Source organism: Ramlibacter sp. (genome assembly GCF_035554825.1).
Taxonomy (GTDB): domain Bacteria; phylum Pseudomonadota; class Gammaproteobacteria; order Burkholderiales; family Burkholderiaceae_C; genus Ramlibacter.
In genome coordinates, this window is the sequence record NZ_DATMHS010000106.1 from 1 (window position 1) to 16007 (window position 16007).

Annotated in this window: 18 protein-coding genes and 1 pseudogene; 18 read left to right on the top strand and 1 reads right to left on the bottom strand. The window is 70.3% G+C overall.

Annotation, left to right across the window (positions count from 1 at the left end; genetic code table 11):
- Nucleotides 1–107: 107 nt before the first annotated feature.
- The 10 genes and pseudogenes from VNT59_RS13150 to VNT59_RS13195 form a co-directional block, all read left to right on the top strand.
- Nucleotides 108–929, top strand: a pseudogene (locus VNT59_RS13150) (ABC transporter substrate-binding protein); the annotation flags it as partial.
- 25 nt (nt 930–954) lie between these two features.
- Entirely contained in the window at nt 955–1875 is a 921-nt protein-coding gene (gene gsiC / locus VNT59_RS13155) for a glutathione ABC transporter permease GsiC (protein WP_325498864.1), read from the top strand.
- Nucleotides 1872–2831 (top strand): glutathione ABC transporter permease GsiD, encoded by a 960-nt coding sequence (gene gsiD / locus VNT59_RS13160; RefSeq protein WP_325498865.1) that lies wholly within the window; start codon nt 1872–1874, stop codon nt 2829–2831. Before gsiC ends, gsiD begins: the two co-directional genes overlap by 4 nt.
- 4 nt (nt 2832–2835) lie before the next feature.
- Nucleotides 2836–3882, top strand: coding sequence for a P1 family peptidase (locus VNT59_RS13165; protein WP_325498866.1), 1047 nt, complete (start codon nt 2836–2838; stop codon nt 3880–3882).
- Nucleotides 3879–4697, top strand: coding sequence for a M55 family metallopeptidase (locus VNT59_RS13170; RefSeq protein ID WP_325498867.1), 819 nt, complete (start codon nt 3879–3881; stop codon nt 4695–4697). Before VNT59_RS13165 ends, VNT59_RS13170 begins: the two co-directional genes overlap by 4 nt.
- Before the next feature lie 34 nt (nt 4698–4731).
- A complete protein-coding gene (locus tag VNT59_RS13175; RefSeq protein ID WP_325498868.1) occupies nt 4732–5559 on the top strand; it encodes an aspartate/glutamate racemase family protein in 828 nt (275 codons plus the stop codon).
- A gap of 55 nt (nt 5560–5614) precedes the next feature.
- Nucleotides 5615–6448 (top strand): aldo/keto reductase, encoded by an 834-nt coding sequence (locus VNT59_RS13180; protein WP_325498905.1) that lies wholly within the window; start codon nt 5615–5617, stop codon nt 6446–6448.
- Nucleotides 6449–6498: 50 nt separating this feature from the next.
- Nucleotides 6499–6966: a RidA family protein gene (locus VNT59_RS13185; RefSeq protein WP_325498869.1), complete on the top strand. Its 468-nt coding sequence runs from the start codon at nt 6499–6501 to the stop codon at nt 6964–6966.
- A gap of 64 nt (nt 6967–7030) precedes the next feature.
- Entirely contained in the window at nt 7031–7546 is a 516-nt protein-coding gene (locus VNT59_RS13190) for a TlpA disulfide reductase family protein (RefSeq protein WP_325498870.1), read from the top strand.
- Between the two features lie 13 nt (nt 7547–7559).
- Complete coding sequence (locus VNT59_RS13195) at nt 7560–8045, top strand: HugZ family protein (protein ID WP_325498871.1); 486 nt, start codon at nt 7560–7562, stop codon at nt 8043–8045.
- A gap of 37 nt (nt 8046–8082) precedes the next feature.
- Here the strand turns inward: VNT59_RS13195 and VNT59_RS13200 are convergent, their stop codons facing one another.
- The gene (locus tag VNT59_RS13200) at nt 8083–8436 is read right to left on the bottom strand and encodes a hypothetical protein (protein ID WP_325498872.1); all 354 of its coding nucleotides are present in this window, start codon (nt 8434–8436) and stop codon (nt 8083–8085) included.
- 263 nt (nt 8437–8699) lie between these two features.
- Here VNT59_RS13200 and VNT59_RS13205 point away from each other — a divergent pair, with 263 nt between their 5' ends.
- The 8 genes from VNT59_RS13205 to VNT59_RS13240 all read left to right on the top strand — a co-directional run bounded on the left by VNT59_RS13205 (nt 8700) and on the right by VNT59_RS13240 (nt 15998).
- The gene (locus VNT59_RS13205; RefSeq protein ID WP_325498873.1) at nt 8700–9917 is read left to right on the top strand and encodes an ABC transporter substrate-binding protein; all 1218 of its coding nucleotides are present in this window, start codon (nt 8700–8702) and stop codon (nt 9915–9917) included.
- 84 nt (nt 9918–10001) lie between these two features.
- Nucleotides 10002–10892, top strand: coding sequence for a branched-chain amino acid ABC transporter permease (locus VNT59_RS13210; RefSeq protein ID WP_325498874.1), 891 nt, complete (start codon nt 10002–10004; stop codon nt 10890–10892).
- A complete protein-coding gene (locus VNT59_RS13215) occupies nt 10889–11845 on the top strand; it encodes a branched-chain amino acid ABC transporter permease (RefSeq protein ID WP_325498875.1) in 957 nt (318 codons plus the stop codon). The genes VNT59_RS13210 and VNT59_RS13215 overlap by 4 nt, the downstream gene beginning before the upstream one ends.
- On the top strand, nt 11842–12594 hold the full coding sequence (locus VNT59_RS13220) for an ABC transporter ATP-binding protein (RefSeq protein ID WP_325498876.1): 753 nt from the start codon (nt 11842–11844) through the stop codon (nt 12592–12594). The genes VNT59_RS13215 and VNT59_RS13220 overlap by 4 nt, the downstream gene beginning before the upstream one ends.
- Nucleotides 12591–13331, top strand: coding sequence for an ABC transporter ATP-binding protein (locus tag VNT59_RS13225; protein ID WP_325498877.1), 741 nt, complete (start codon nt 12591–12593; stop codon nt 13329–13331). The genes VNT59_RS13220 and VNT59_RS13225 overlap by 4 nt, the downstream gene beginning before the upstream one ends.
- Nucleotides 13332–13508: 177 nt before the next feature.
- Nucleotides 13509–14639 carry a 2-oxoacid:acceptor oxidoreductase subunit alpha gene (locus VNT59_RS13230; RefSeq protein WP_325498878.1) on the top strand — a complete coding sequence of 377 codons (1131 nt, stop codon included), beginning with the start codon at nt 13509–13511 and terminating at the stop codon, nt 14637–14639.
- A complete protein-coding gene (locus VNT59_RS13235) occupies nt 14640–15461 on the top strand; it encodes a thiamine pyrophosphate-dependent enzyme (protein ID WP_325498879.1) in 822 nt (273 codons plus the stop codon).
- A complete protein-coding gene (locus VNT59_RS13240) occupies nt 15462–15998 on the top strand; it encodes a 2-oxoacid:acceptor oxidoreductase family protein (protein ID WP_325498880.1) in 537 nt (178 codons plus the stop codon). It begins immediately after the preceding gene.
- Nucleotides 15999–16007 lie beyond the last annotated feature (9 nt).

Here is a 16007-nt window from a genome sequence, read left to right on the forward strand (position 1 = left end):
GGAGGGAACGACGATGGGCAACGGCAACGGCATCTACATCGGCGGCGGCACACTGGCCCTGATTATTATCGTCATTCTCCTGATCTGGATCCTCTGAACCAGGCTCCGCATTCTGTGTGCCGTACGAGCAGGCCGAGGTGCTGAAGACCAAGCCCAACCTGCAACTGGTGGCCGCGCCCTCGATCGTGCATCGCTACATGTCGATGAACACGCTGCAGAAGCCCTTCGACAACGTGAAGGTGCGCGAGGCGATCAACTACGCGATCAACAAGCAGGCACTGGCCAAGGTGGCGTTCTCCGGCTACGCGATTCCGGCCGAAGGCGTGCTGCCCAAGGGCGTGGAATACGCGGTCAAGCTCGGCCCGTGGCCCTATGACCCGGCCAAAGCGAAGCAGCTGCTGAAGGAAGCCGGCTATCCGAACGGCTTCGAGACGCAGCTGTGGTCGGCCTACAACCACACCACCGCGCAGAAGGTGATCCAGTTCCTGCAGCAGCAGCTGGCGCAGGTCGGCGTCAAGGTCCAGGTGCAGGCGCTGGAGGCCGGCCAGCGGGTCGAGAAGGTCGAGAGCGCGCAGGACCCGGCCACGGCGCCGGTGCGCATGTACTACGTCGGCTGGTCGTCCTCGACCGGCGAGGCGGACTGGGCGATGCGGCCGCTGCTGGCTTCCGAGTCGTTCCCGCCGAAGCTGTTCAACACCGCGTACTACAAGAACGACAGCGTGGACCAGGACATCGCCAAGGCGCTGAACACGACCGACGCCAAGGAGAAGACCAAGCTGTACACCGACGCGCAGCAGCGGATCTGGAACGACGCACCGTGGGCTTTCCTGGTGACCGAGCAGCTGCTGTCGGCGCACAGCAAGAAGCTGACCGGCTTCCACGTGATGCCCGACGCCTCGTTCAACTTCGACGACGTCGACCTGAAGTAACGCGAAGACAGGGAACCCGCCCGCGATGGCCAGTTATTTCCTCAAGCGCCTGTTCGGTCTGCTGCCGACGCTGCTGATCGTCGCGGTGCTGGTGTTCCTGTTCGTGCACATGCTGCCGGGCGACCCGGCCCGCCTCGCGGCGGGTCCGGACGCCGACCCCGAAACCGTGGCCCTGGTGCGCAAGGACCTGGGCCTGGACAAGCCGCTGCCCGAGCAGTTCGCGAACTTCTTCACGCGCATGCTGCACGCCGACTTCGGCACCTCCCTGCGCAGCAAGCGGGCCGTCTCCACCGAGATCGCCGAGCGCTTCATGCCGACGCTGCTGCTGACGCTGACCAGCATGGTCTGGTCGGTGGTCTTCGGCATGGTGATCGGCATCACCTCCGCCGTCTTCCGCAACCTGTGGCCGGACCGGCTGGGCATGACGCTCGCCGTGTCGGGGATCTCCTTTCCGGCGTTCGCGCTGGGCATGCTGCTGATGGAGATCTTCTCGGTGCAGCTGGGCTGGCTGCCCACCGTCGGCGCCGACAGCTGGCGCCACTACATCCTGCCGTCGCTGACGCTGGGCGCCGGCGTGGCCGCCGTGATGGCGCGCTTCACGCGGGCCTCCTTCGTCGAAGTGATCCAGGAGGACTTCGTGCGCACCGCCCGGGCCAAGGGGCTCGACGAGCGGGTCGTCATCTTCAAGCATTGCCTGCGCAATGCGCTGATCCCGGTGGTCACCATGATGGGCCTGCAGTTCGGCTTCCTGCTGGGCGGCTCGATCGTGGTGGAGACCGTGTTCAACTGGCCGGGGCTCGGCCGCCTGCTGGTCGACGCCGTGACGATGCGCGACTACCCGGTGATCCAGACCCTGGTGCTGCTGTTCTCGCTGGAATTCATCCTGATCAACCTCGTCGTGGACCTGCTGTACGGGTTCATCAACCCCACCATCCGCTACCGATGAACGCGCCCACCACCCAGCCTGCCGCTCCCGAAGACGCCAGCGCCGCGGCCCGCGAGGCCGGCGACCCACGCGCGGTGGGGGAGCGTGGGGGTGGCAGCAGTTCTCGCGTGCGCACGCCCTGGACCGAGTTCTGGCGCAAGTTCCGCAAGCAGCACGTGGCGCTGGTCGCGCTGGCCTTCGTGCTGCTGCTGGTGGCCGTCGCGATCCTGGCGCCGTGGATCGTGCCCTACGACGCCGAGAACTATTTCGACTACGACGCCATGAACCAGGGGCCCTCGTGGGCGCACTGGATGGGCGTCGACCCGCTGGGCCGCGACATCTTCAGCCGCATCCTGGCGGGCGCGCGGCTGTCGCTGGCGGCCGGCTTCTTCTCGGTGGCGCTGGGCGGGCTGGTCGGCGCCGGCCTGGGGCTGCTGGCCGGCTACTACGGCGGCTGGTGGGACCGCATCGTGATGCGGATCTCCGACGTGCTGTTCGCCTTCCCCGGCATCCTGCTGGCGCTCGGCGTCGTGGCGATCCTGGGCAGCAGCATGGTCAACGTCGTGGTCGCGGTCTCGGTGTTCAGCGTCCCGGCGTTCGCCCGGCTGGTGCGCGGCAACACGCTGGTCCTCAAGCAGATGACCTACGTGGAGGCGGTGCGCAGTGTCGGCGCCTCGGACTGGACCATCGTCATGCGCCACATCCTGCCCGGCAGCATCTCGGCGATCGTCGTCTACTTCACGATGCGGCTGGGCACCTCCATCATCACGGCGGCCAGCCTGTCGTTCCTGGGCATGGGCGCGCAGCCGCCGACGCCGGAGTGGGGCGCCATGCTCAACGAGGCGCGGGCCGACATGGTCAACGCCCCCCACGTCGCGCTGTTCCCCAGCCTGGCCATCTTCCTCACCGTGCTGGCCTTCAACCTGCTGGGCGACGGCATGCGCGACGCGCTCGATCCCAAGATCGACCGCAGCTGACGCGATGCACCTGCTGCCGCACATCGGATCGCTGGCCGCCGGCGCGCGCAACGCGATCACCGACGTGGCCGGCGTGACCGTCGGCCACTGCACCGTCGCTCACGGCGAGCTGCAGACCGGCGTCAGCGTGGTGCGGCCGCACGGCGGCGATCCCTACCGCGACAAGGTTCCGGCGGCCGCCGTCGTGCTCAACGGCTTCGGCAAGAGCGTCGGGCTGGTGCAGGTCGAGGAGCTCGGGGTGCTGGAGACGCCGATCGCCCTGACCAACACCTATTCGGTGTCGGCGGTGGCGCAGGCGCAGATCCGCCAGTGCATCGCCGCCAACCCCGAGGCCGGGCGCGGTCTGCCCACCGTGAACCCGCTGGTGTTCGAGTGCAACGACGGCTTCCTCAGCGACATCCAGCGGATGGCGATCACCCCGCAGCACTACGTCGACGCCCATGCCGCCTGCGGCGCCGAAGTCGAGCAGGGCGCGGTCGGCGCCGGCCGCGGGATGTCGTGCTTCGGCCTGAAGGGCGGCATCGGCAGCGCGTCGCGGCGGGCCGCCACCGGACACACCGTCGGTGCGCTGGTCCTGGCGAATTTCGGCAAGCTGCCGCAACTCACGGTGGACGGCCACCCGGTCGGCCGCCGGCTGGCCGCGCGGATCGCCGAGCGCGATGCCGGTCCCGAGCGGGGCTCGATCATCCTGCTGCTGGCCACCGACGCACCGCTGGACGCTCGCCAGCTGCGCCGGGTCGCGCTGCGCGCCGGCGCCGGGCTGGCCCGCACTGGGTCGGTGTTCGGACACGGCAGCGGCGACATCGCGCTGGCGTTTTCCAGCGCCTACACCGTGCCGCACCTCGCCCAGCGGGGCATGCCCGCCGTGGCCATGCTGCACGAGGATTCGATGGACCACCTGTTCCAGGCCGCCGCCGATTGTTGCGAGCAGTCGATCCTCCACGCGCTGTGGCATGCGCGGCCGGTCACCGGTCGCGACGGCCATGGCCGCGAGGCGCTGCCCGACCTGCTGGCCGGCTGGACCACGCTCGCGGAGGCTCGCCCGGCATGAAGATACTGATTTCCACCGACATCGAGGGCGTCGCCGGCGTCGTGCACCACCAGCAGGTGCGCGCCGGCAACCCGGAGTACGAGCGGGCGCGCGTGCTGATGGCGCAGGAGGCCAATGCGGCGATCGCGGGCGCGTTCGACGGCGGCGCGACCGAGGTGCTGGTCAACGACTCGCACGGCGACTTCCGCAACATGCCGGCGGAGCTGCTCGATCCGCGCGCCCGGTTCGTGCTCGGCAAGCCGCGCTATCTCGGCATGATGGCCGGCGTCGACCAGGGCGTGCAGGCCGTCTGCATGATCGGCTACCACGCGCGGGCCCAGGGCCGCGGCATCCTGGCGCACACCACCAACAGCTTCGCCTTCCGGCGCGTGCTGTTCGACGACGTCGAGACCGGCGAGGCCGGCATGTACGGCGCGCTGGCCGGCGAATACGGCGTGCCGGTGGTGATGTGCAGCGGCGACGACGCGTTCATCGAGGAGCACCGCGCCCTGTTCCCCGGGGCGGTGTTCGTGCAGACCAAGCAGGCGACCGGCCAGACCAGCGGCATCAGCCTGTCGCCCGCCGCGGCGCGCGAGGCGATCCGCGCCGGCGTCGCGACCGCACTGCGGCAGCCGGGCCGGGCCGCGGCCCTGGTCCTGCGAACGCCCTTGCAGGTGCGGGTCCAGACGCAGAGTCCCGCGCTGGCCGACCTGTTCTGCCAGTGGCCGACGCTGCAGCGGCGGGCCGTGGACGAGATCGCGTTCGACGCCCCGTCGGTCGAAGCCGCCGTGCGCACCATCAACTGTCTGTCGGCGATGTCGAGCCTGCTGCGCTGATTGTTCCTTGCTCGCACGTTCGTCGCGATCTCTCATGACCAACCTTCCACTCCCCACGCCGGCGCGCCGCGCCGCCGGTGCCCGCGTCAGCACCCGCGCGGTCGGCATCCTGGGCGGCATGGGCCCCGCGGCGGGCGCGGATTTCGTCCGCCTGTTCGTGCAGGCCTGGTCCGAGCTGCTGCAGGCGCGGGGGCTGCCGGTCACCGACCAGTCCTTTCCCGAGCACTGGCTGGTGCAGTTGCCGGTGCCGGACCGCAGTGCGGCGCTGGACGCGGAGATCCCCGGACGCGACGGGCCGTTCCTCGCGATGGCCGCCGGCCTGGCCAAGCTGCAGGCGGTGGGCGTGCAGGCGGCGGCGATCGCCTGCAACACCGCCCACGCGTGGCATGCGGCGCTGCGCGCGCGCTGCCCTGCCATCGAACTGCTGCATGCGCCGCGTGAAGTGGCGAGCCTGCTGCGCGCCGCCGGTGTCCGCGAAGCGGCGCTGCTGGCCACCCAAGGCACCTACCGCGCCGGCCTGTACGAGGCGGCCCTGGCGCGCGAGGGCATCGCCTGCCACCTGCCCGACGAGGCGGCGCGCCAGACCCTGATGCGCGGCATCTACGCCGGCGTGAAGGCCGGCGATCTGCCGCTCGCGCAGGCGGCGTTCGTCGAGGTCGGCCGCGGCCTGCTGGGGCGGCACGGCGACATCCCGCTGATCATGGGCTGCACCGAGATCCCGTTGGGGCTGGCGCCGGCGCCGGAGGCCGCGCGCTGGGATCTGGTCAATCCGGGCCGGGTGCTGGCGCAGGCGCTGGCCCGCCGCGCCTGGGTGGGCTGCGAGGACCTGGACGCCAGCCCCAGCCACGGCGCGCTTCCGTAGCGGCGCGGCCCACGCCGCGGGCCGGCCGTGCTCCAATCGCGCCATGACAGCTGCGATCAGAACCGTGCGCCTGCCGTGCGGTGCCGTGGTGCCCGCGCTGGGGCAGGGCACCTGGGGCATGGGCGAGGAGGCGAGCCGGCGCGGTGAGGAAATTGCCAGCCTGCGCGCCGGGCTGGACCACGGGCTGTCGCTGATCGACACCGCCGAGATGTATGGCGACGGCCGCACCGAGATGCTGGTGGCCGAGGCGATCCGCGGGCGCCGCGACGAAGTGTTCCTGGTGAGCAAGGTCTATCCGCACCACGCCTCGCGCCGGGCGATGCGCCAGGCCTGCGTCGACAGCCTGCGGCGGCTGGGCACGGACCGGCTCGATCTGTATCTGCTGCACTGGGCCGGCGCCGTGCCGATCGCGGAAACGATCGCGTCCTTCGAACAGCTGCAGCGCGATGGGCTGATCCGCGCCTGGGGCGTCAGCAACCTCGACCTGGATGCGATGCGGGCGCTGTGGCATGCGCCCGGCGGCCGCCAGGTCCAGACCAACCAGCTCCTGTACAACCTGGTGCGCCGCGGGATCGAGTGGGACCTGCTGCCGTGGCAGCGCGAGCGCGGCATTCCCACCATGGCCTACTCGCCGATCGAGCAGGGCCGCCTGTTGCGCGAGCCCGGCCTGGCCGGCTTCGCCGCGCGCCACGGCCTGGCGCCGGCCCAGGCGGCGCTGGCGTGGCTGCTGGCGAAGGAGGACGTCATCGCGATCCCGAAGACCGCGAGTGTCGCGCGGCTGCAGGAGAACCTCGGCGCGCTGCGGCACCGGCTCGACGCCGCTGCCCTGGCCGAGCTCGACCGGGCCTTCGCGCCGCCGCGCGGGCCGGCGCCGCTGGAGATGATCTGAGGCCGCACCGGCGCTGGCGATAATCGCCGCCTGTGCGACCAGGAGCGAACGTGCCTTCCACCATCCAGCAGCGACTTCTCGAACTCGGCGTGACCTTGCCCGCCGCGCCCCGGCCGGCGGCCAATTACGTGCCCGCCGTGCGCAGCGGCAACCTGCTGTTCATCGCCGGCCAGGTGCCGGTGCAGGACGGCCAGGCCAGGTTCCTGGGCAAGCTGGGCGCCGGGCTGGGCGTCGCCGAGGGCCAGCAGGCGGCGCGGCTGTGCGCGATCAACGTGCTGGCGCAGGTGGCCGCCGCGCTCGACGGCGATCTCGACCGGGTGGTGCGCTGCGTGCGGGTGGGCGGCTTCGTCAACGCCGTGCCCGAGTTCACCGAGCATCCGGCCGTGATCAACGGCGCGTCGGATTTCTTCGTGGCCGTGTTCGGCGATGCGGGCAAGCATGCCCGCGCCGCGGTCGGCGCCGGCTCGCTGCCGCGCGGCGTCGCGGTGGAAGTGGAGGCGGTGTTCGAGGTGAGGTGAGCGCTCGTCGTTCTCCACCCGGTCGGTCGTGGAGGCAGCCTCCGGCGCTGGTAAGCTTGCGCCGATGAAAGCAGTGTTTCTCGCCCTGCTGCTGGGGCTGGTCCAGGCAGCGACGCCGGCGCTGGCGAAGACCCCCGGCGAAGTGGAAGTCGGCGCCACCTTGCGCGAGGCGACCATGCAGGGCCTGGCCGGCCCGTCGCGCAAGCTCTCCGAGTACCGCGGCAAGCCGCTGATCATCAACGTGTGGGCCAGCTGGTGCGGTCCCTGCCGCGAGGAGATGGGCTCGCTGCAGCGGCTGGCCAGGCGCTATGGCGGCAGGCAGTTCAACGTGATCGGGATCTCGACCGACGACTACGTCGACCGCGCCGAGATGTTCCTGCGGGTCACCAACACCACGGCCTTCCGCAACTTCATCGACCAGAGGCTGTTCCTCGAACACATGCTCGGCGCCGAGCGGCTGCCGCTCACGCTGCTGGTCGATGCGAACGGCAAGGTGCTGGCCAAGTACGTCGGCGCGAAGGAGTGGGACAGCCCGCCGGCGATCGCGGCCATCTCCAAGGCGTTCGGCGTCAAGCTCTGAAGCGCGCGGCGCGATGGCCCACGTCCCCAGGCTCACCCAGCAGCTGCGCTCCTTGCTCGATGCGCAGCGCGTCGCGGCGCTCGGGACCCTCTGCGAGGACGGCGGGCCGCTGGTGTCCATGGTGCCGTTCGCGATCGAGCCCCGTTCGGGGTGCTTCGTCGTCCACGTCAGCGAACTGGCGGCGCACACCGGCAATCTGCGCGCGCGGCCCCGCGTCTCGCTGCTGGTGATGCAGGGGGAGGTGCCGGGCGAGCCGGTGCACGCGCTGCCGCGCGCGAGTTTCGACGGCCTCGCGGCGATCCCGTCGCCCGGGACGGCGCCGTGGCAGGCCTGCCGCGAGGCCTACCTCGAGCGTTTTCCGCAGGCGCAGCCGATGACGCAGCTGGGGGACTTCCGGTTCGTCGCGATCGAGCCGACCGGCGCCCGCCAGGTGGCCGGCTTCGGCTCGGCGCGTTCGCTCGACGCGCAGGAACTCAGGAGCGCGCTGACGCGCCCCTGACGGGAGACCGGTCCGGTCCCGGCCCCACGCCCGCGGCTCAGCGCTTTTCCTGCTTGGAATGCCAGTTGCCGTAGGCGTCGTCCATGCGCTGGCGGCGGGCCTGATCCTGGTCGGACCCGGCGGCGCCCATCGCGCGCGTGTCGTTCGCGTCCTTGCGCTCGTTGCTGTGCGTGGCGTTGGCCACGCGGTGGCCGGCGCTGCGCATCTTGTCGCCCATGCGGTGCAGCGCGCGCTTGGTCTTGTCGACGATGCCTTCGCCGCTCGGTTGCTCGGCGGCGGCGGCCGTGGTGTCGTGCCGAGGCGCCTTCGCCGGGTCGTTGCCGTACGTGCCGGCGAAAGCGGCGCCCGAGGCGAGCGCCAGCGCGGTGATCAGCGTTGCAGCGGTCTTCATGCGAATTCCCCGAAAGAGTGAATGTCCCCATGAGACTCCGGATGCGGCCGTGAGCGCTGTCGGAGAAGCCTGAACCCGGCGTAGGAACTTGCGCGGTACTGCGCCTGAGCCAGCGGCGCCGGCCGCGTCGCGTCCGCGTCAGGCATGCGTATTCACCGGGGGTTTTCCCGGGCGCGCCCCGCGCGCAATCGCCGTCGAATGCGGGTACATTCCCGGCACAAAAGCACGGCCGGACCGTGAGATCGACAACAAAGGAGACAAAGATGACGTCCATGCGTTTGCGTTCGCTCGCCGCGCTGCTGGGGTGCGCGGCCATCCTGGCCCCGGCGCTCGCCGCCGACCCCATCCTGATCGGCGCCAGCATCACGCAGTCGCCGCCCGGCTCGGTGGTCCAGGGCACGCAGGTCAAGGACGGGATGGAGATCGTCAAGGACATGATCAACGCCAAGGGCGGGGTGCTCGGGCGGCAGATCAAGATCCTCTACGAGGACAACCAGGGCATCCCCGAGAAGGGCCGCGCGGCCACCGAGAAGCTGATCACCAGCGACAAGGTGGTGGCCATGGCCGGCGGCCACCAGAGCTCGGTCTGCCTCGCCGAAATCGAGGTGGCGCACCGCTACAAGGTGCCGTACGTCAACACCAATTGCTGGTCCGACGACGTGCGCAAGCGCGGCTATCCGGAAGTCTTCAATACCTCGCCCTACAACACGATGGTCTCGTCGTCGATGGCCAACACGCTGGCCACGATGAAGGTCAAGCGTGTGGTGGCCTTCGCCGAGAACACCGACTACGGCATCGGCCAGGCCAAGCTCACCGGCGAGATGCTCAAGCAGGTCGCGCCCAACGTCGAATACAAGTACGAGACGCTCGATCGCACCAGCAAGGACTTCACCGCCGCGGTGCTGCCGCTGCGCGCCAACCCGCCGGACGTGATCGTGCTGTCGATGCTGCCGCCGGCCGCCTACCTGGTGATGAACCAGGTGTACGAGCAGGGCGTGGCGCCCAGCGCCAAGACCATCCTGTACGACGGCAGCGGCCTGGCCGACTACCCGGACTTCTGGCAGAACGTGAAGGAGGCCGGCAAGTACATGCTGTCGTATGCGCTGTACCACCCGCAGATGCAGCAGACCAAGATGGCGCAGGACGTCGCCGCCGAGTACAAGAAGCGCACCGGCGGCGACATCAACCGGCTGGTGCTGCAGGCGGCGGACTCGCTCAACCTGGTGGTCCAGGGCATCCAGGCGGCCAAGAGCACCGATCCCGACAAGGTGGCCGCGGCGATGCGGACGATGAAGTTCGACAGCCTGCGCGGCGTCAGCAACTTCTCGACCAAGCCCGGCTACAGCTTCCAGCAGTGGCTGGACATTCCGTACGTGAACTACGAGCTGACCGCGGAGAAGCAGCCGATCGCCCAGACCGTGATGATCCAGGCGCCCGGGCAGAAGTTCGATCCCGCCAAGATCGTCCGACCCGCGAAATAGGCTTGCCGTCCGTCACCGAACCGGACCGGCGTCCGGCATCGCAGGCAGGCCTTGTGATGCCGGATTTTTTTGGGCATTGATTCCGTGCTTGCGCTCGACCTGCTGGCCAACGGCCTCATCTACGGCTGCTTCTACGCGCTGATGGCGGTGGGGCTGGCCATGATCTTCGGGGTGCTGAAGATCGTCAACTTCGCCCACGGCGAGTTCTTCATGATCGGCGCCTACACCTACGTGCTGGTGTCGCTCAAGCTGGGCGTGTCGCCGTGGCTCGCGATGCCGTGCGCCGCCATCGCCGGCGCGCTGCTCGGCTGGGTGGTGGAGCGCGTGCTGATGCGCCCGCTCTACGCCGGCTACGCCAGCTGGGGCTTCATGAAGGACGAATACGCGGTGGTCGTGACCTTCGGCCTGTCGCTGCTGCTGATCAACCTGGTCGACAAGAGCGTGGGACCGTACTCGTTCCGGGGCCCGCCGCTGATCGACGTGACCCGCTTCGCGCTGGGCCCGATCATGCTCACCGGGCAGAAGGCGATCGCCGCGGCGGTGGCGGTGCTGCTGATGGTGGCGCTGGCGGTCTTCATCAAGCGCTCGGTCTGGGGCAAGCAGATCCAGGCGGTGGCGCAGAACCGGCTGGGGGCGTCGCTCGCCGGCATCGACGCCACGCGCACGACCAGCCTGATCTTCGCGATCTCCGGCATGCTGGCGGCGCTGTCGGGCGCGCTGCTGGCGCCGCTGGTGAACCCGTCCCCGGACATCGGCGCGTTCCCGGCGATCAAGTCGTACGTGATCGTGGTGCTGGGTGGGATGGGCTCGATCTGGGGTGCGATGCTGGCCGCCCTGATCCTGGGCGTGAGCGAGGCCTTCTTCTCCGTGTACATCTCCTACGACTACCGCGACGCGTTCGGCCTGATCATCCTGGTGCTGGTGCTGCTGCTGCGCCCGCAGGGGCTGTTCGGCGAGAAGGGCCGCACCGTATGAGCGCGGCCCGTCCCGACGCCAATCTCTGGCAGGAGCGGCTGCGCTTCGACATGCGCGCGGCGCTGGTCATCTGCGGCCTGATCGCGCTGGTGCCGCTGGCCGTGACCGGCCCGTACGCGCTGGGCGTCATCCTGGTGAGCGTCTATTTCGCGATCCTGGCGCTGGCGTGGAACCTGCTGGCCGGCTACACCGGCCAGTTCTCGCTGGCGCCGGCGGCGTTCGCGATGATCGGCGGCTACACCACGGCGCTGCTCGATTTCTACTGGAAGGTGCCGCTGGCGCTGGGCATTCCCGCGGCGATCGTGGTGGCGGCGCTGTTCGGGCTGGTGCTGGGCAAGCTGGTGCTCAATCTCAGCGGCCCCTACCTGTCGCTCACGACGCTGGCCTTCGCCGAGATCGCCCGGGTGGTGATCGGCAACTCGCACGAGTTCACCCGGGGCGACCAGGGCATGCACGTGGCGACGCTGATGGAAAGCCGGGTCGGCTACTACTACGTCTTCCTCGCGGCGCTGGTGGCCGTGCTGGGGTTCATCTACTGGCTGCTCCGGGGGCGGCTGGGCCGCTTCATGATGGCGGTGCGCGACGACCCGGTCGGCGCCGAGAGCCGCGGCATCGGCGTGGTGCGCGTGAAGATGATCGCCTTCTGCGTCTCGTGCGGCGTGTGCGGCCTCGCCGGCTCGCTGTACGGCACCTTCAGCCAGCTGGTCAGTCCCGAACTCGGTCTGCTGCAGCAGACCGGCCTGGTGCTGTCCATGGTGGTGATCGGCGGCATGAGCTCGCTCTCGGGCGCGATCCTCGGCGCGATCCTGGTCTACCTGGGCTCCGAGTGGCTGCGCGGCTTCGGCGACATCCAGATCATCGTGTTCGCGCTGCTGGTGATCCTGTTCGCCCGCTACATCCCCAGCGGGCTCTGGGGCTTGGTCTCGCGCCGCCTGCGGGGAGGCCGGCGATGAGCCTGCTCGCGATCGAAGGACTGTTCCGGCATTTCGGCGGCGTCGCCGCGGTGGAAGACGTGAGCTTCGACCTGCGCGCAGGCGAGATCCTCGGCCTGATCGGGCCCAACGGCTCCGGCAAGACCACGGTGCTCAACATGCTCTCGGGCTTCCTGGCGCCGCACGCCGGGCGGGTGCGCATGGGCACGCAGGACATCACCGGCCTGCCGCCCGACCAACTGGCGCAGCGCGGCGTGCTGCGGATGTTCCAGATGACCCGGGTGTTCTCCCGCATGACGGCCTTCGACAACCTGCTGACGGCGGGCATGGCGCGCGGCCTCACCGAGGCCGAGTCGGGCCGGCGCGCGCAGTCGCTGATCGAGGAGCTCACCCTCGGGCCGGTGCAGTACCTGGACGCCGGCCAGCTCTCGGGCGGCCAGCGCAAGCTGCTGGAGTTCGGCATGTGCTTCATCGAGCCGCCGCTGGTGGCGATGCTCGACGAGCCCTTTGCCGCCGTGCACCCGGTGATGCGGGAAGTGATGGCGAATTTCATCCGCTCGCGCCATGCCCGGGGCGCGACCTTCCTGCTGGTGAGCCACGACATGCCCATCATCGTCGACCTGTGCGAGCGCGCCGTGTGCATGAATGCCGGGCGCGTGATCGCCGCCGGCGACATTCACGCGGTGCTGAAGAACCACCAGGTGATCGAGGCCTACCTGGGCGAGACCCATGCCGGCGAGGAGCCGCCCAGCCTGGAGGTGCGGCCGTGAGCGAAGCCGCGCCGCTGCTGGAGATGCGCGACGTCACCGCCGGCTACGCGCAGGACATCGACGTGCTGCGCGACATCCGGCTGCGCGTCGACGCCGGCCGCATCACCGGCCTGATCGGCCTGAACGGCGCCGGCAAGTCGACCCTGGTCAAGACCATCTGCGGCTTCCTGCCGCCCAAGGCGGGCATGGTGCGCTTCGCCGGCCAGGACATTTCCGGGATCGCGCCGCACCGGCTGATCGACCTGGGCATCTGCTGCATCCCGCAGGAGTCCAGCCTCTTTCCGTACCTGTCGGTCCAGGACAACCTGCTGCTGCCGCTGCTCGGCCGCCCCAGGCAGTTCGCGGGCCACATGAAGGCGCGGCTGCAGGAGGTGTACGACCAGTTCCCGGCGCTGCACGAAAAGCGCGGCCAGCCCGCCGGCAGCCTGTCGGGGGGCCAGCAAAAGCAGGTGGAGTTCGCCAAGGCCTGGCTGCAGCAGCCCAGGCTGTGCCTGATCGACGAGCCCAGCATCGGGCTGTCGCCCAAGATCTCGGAAGAGGTGTTCGTCTGGATCGAGCGCTTCGCCAAGGCGCAGATGGGCATCCTGCTGATCGACCACAACGTGCGCCGGGTGGTCCGCATGTCCGACCGCATCTGCGTGCTGAGCCTGGGCAGGATCACCGCCGACGGCACGCCGGCCGACTTCGCGGGCAACCTGCACCAACAGGTGCAGCAGTGGCTCGGGCTGAACTTCTGAGCAGCGCGCCCGGCCCGGCGACCTGACCCCCGGGTACGGCGGCGGCGCCGGGGCGCTTCCCTGACGTGCGTCAAACAGGCTCGCGATTGCCCGGCGGCCGTCCGCCGCCTCACGCATGATGGCGGCTGGCGCGAACGGCTGGAACACAGGGCAGTGGCGACAGGTACCCCCCGATTGATGCAGGGCAATCAGGCGATTGCCGAGGGCGCCCTGTACGCCGGCGCCCGCTTCTACGCCGGCTATCCGATCACCCCGTCGTCCGAGATCGCGGAAGAATGCGCCGCCCGACTGCCGGCGCTGGGCGGCGTGTTCATCCAGATGGAGGACGAGATCGCCTCGATCGCGGCCGTGATCGGCGCGTCGCTGGCCGGCGCCAAGGCGTTCACGGCGACCAGCGGCCCCGGCTTCTCGCTGATGCAGGAGAACCTCGGGCTGGCGATCATGGGCGAGGTGCCCTGCGTGATCGTCAACGTGCAGCGCGCCGGCCCCAGCACCGGCCTGGCGACCAAGCCGGCCCAGGCCGACATCATGCAGGTGCGCTGGGGACGCCATGGCGACCAGGCGCTGATCGCGCTGTGTCCCGCCACCGTGCGCGAGTGCTTCTCGCTGGCGGTGCAGGCGTTCAATTTCGCGGAGCGGTTCCGGGTCCCGGTGGTCCTCATGCCCGACGAGATCGTCGGCCACACGCGCGAGAACGTGATCCTGCCGGCGCCCGGAGAGCTCGAGGTCGCCGACCGCAAGGCGCCGGGCGGGCCCCCCGGGCAGTACCTGCCGTTTCGCGCCGACGCCGACGGCATCGCCCCGCTGGCCGCCTACGGCAGCGAATACGTCTTCCACGTGACCAGCTCCATGCACGGCCAGGACGGCTACAGCAACAACGATCCGGCCAACGCCGCCTGGCGCGTGCGCCAGCTGCACGACAAGCTGGCGCGCCACCGCGACCAGATCGTGCTGACCAGGACCTTCGACGCCGAGGGCGAGCTGGACGTGCTGCTGGTGACCCTGGGCGCCACCACCCGGGCCGGCCGGGCCGCGGCGCTGGAGGCGCGCGGCCGCGGCATCCGGGCCGGCGTGCTGCAGCTGCAGACGGTCTGGCCGTTCCCGGACCGCGAGGTGGCGGCGCTCGCCGCCCGCGCGAAGATGGTCGTGGTGCCCGAGATGAACCACGACGGGCAGATCGCCGGCGAGGTGCGCAAGGCGCTGGGCGCGGGCGTCGACCTGCGCGGCGTGCGCCGCTTCAACGGCACCGTCATCACGCCGCAGGACATCCTGGACGCGATGGCGCCACCAGCGGCGGTGGAGGCCTGAGTGACGCACGCCACCGGCACCACCTACCTCAAGCCGGGCGTGCTGCCGCACATGTGGTGCGCCGGCTGCGGCATCGGCACCATGCTCGGCGCGATGCTGCGCGCCTTCGAGGAGCTGCGACTGGGCCGGTCGGACACCGTGGTGGTGACCGGCATCGGCTGCACCGGCAAGCTCGACGATTACCTCGTCACCAACGCCCTGCACACGACCCACGGCCGGGCGCTGGCCTATGCGACCGGCATCAAGGCGTTCCGGCCGGCGCTGAAGGTGGTCGTGGTGATGGGCGACGGCGACGGCGTCACCATCGGCGGCAACCACTTCATCCACGCCGCGCGCCGCAACATCGATCTCACGGCGATCGTCCTCAACAACCTCAATTACGGGATGACCGGCGGCCAGGCGTCGGCCACCAGCCCGAGCGCCAGCATCACCAGCACCACGGCCTACGGCAACCCCGAACGCGAGTTCGACATCTGCGCCCTCGCCGAAGCCGCCGGGGCCAACCATGTCGCGCGCACGACCACCTGGCACGGCTGGGAGCTGCAGCAGACCATCCGCGAGGCCCTCACCAGGACCGGCTTCTCGCTGGTGGAGGTGATGAGCCCGTGCCCGACCCAGTACGGTCGGCGCAACGACATGCAGGAGACGGCGGCGATGCTGCTGGACCTGCGCGACCGCGCCGTGCCGGTGGAACGCTACCGCGCGCTGGCGCCGGCCGAGCGCGGCCGGTGCTTCCCGGTCGGCACGCTGGTGGACCGCCGCGAGCCGGGCTTCGTCGAACGCTACGCGCAGGTGCAGGCGCGAGCCGCCCAGGGGCACTGAATGACGACCGCCGGCGCCCATCGCGAAGCGATCCTGGCCGGCTCGGGCGGGCAGGGACTGGTGCTCTCGGCGATCCTGCTGGCCGAAGCCGCGATGCTGGAGGGGCGCAACGTCGTGCAGACGCAGTCGTACGGCATCGCCAGCCGCGGCGGCCTCTCGTTCGCCGAAGTGATCATCGACGAGGCCGAGATCGTGTTCCAGCAGGTGCGCCGTCCCGACTGCGTGCTGGCGCTGACCGAGGAGGCGGCGGCGAAGTTCGGCGCCTGGGCGGCCAGCGGCGTCCCCGTCTTCTACGACAGCACGCTGGCGCGCGGGCGCGACGGCGCCGGTTTCCACGGCTGCCCGTTCACGCAGCGCGCCAGCGAGCTGGGCCAGGTCGGCAGCGTCAACATCCTGGCGCTCGGCACGCTGGCGGCGCGCACCGGCATCGTGGGCATGTCCAGCCTGGAACAGGCGGTGCGCCGGCGCTTCGCGGGCGCGGCGGGGCGGCAGAACGTGGACCTGCTGGCGGCCGGCGCCGGGCTGGCGGTGGCGTGAGCAAGGAGC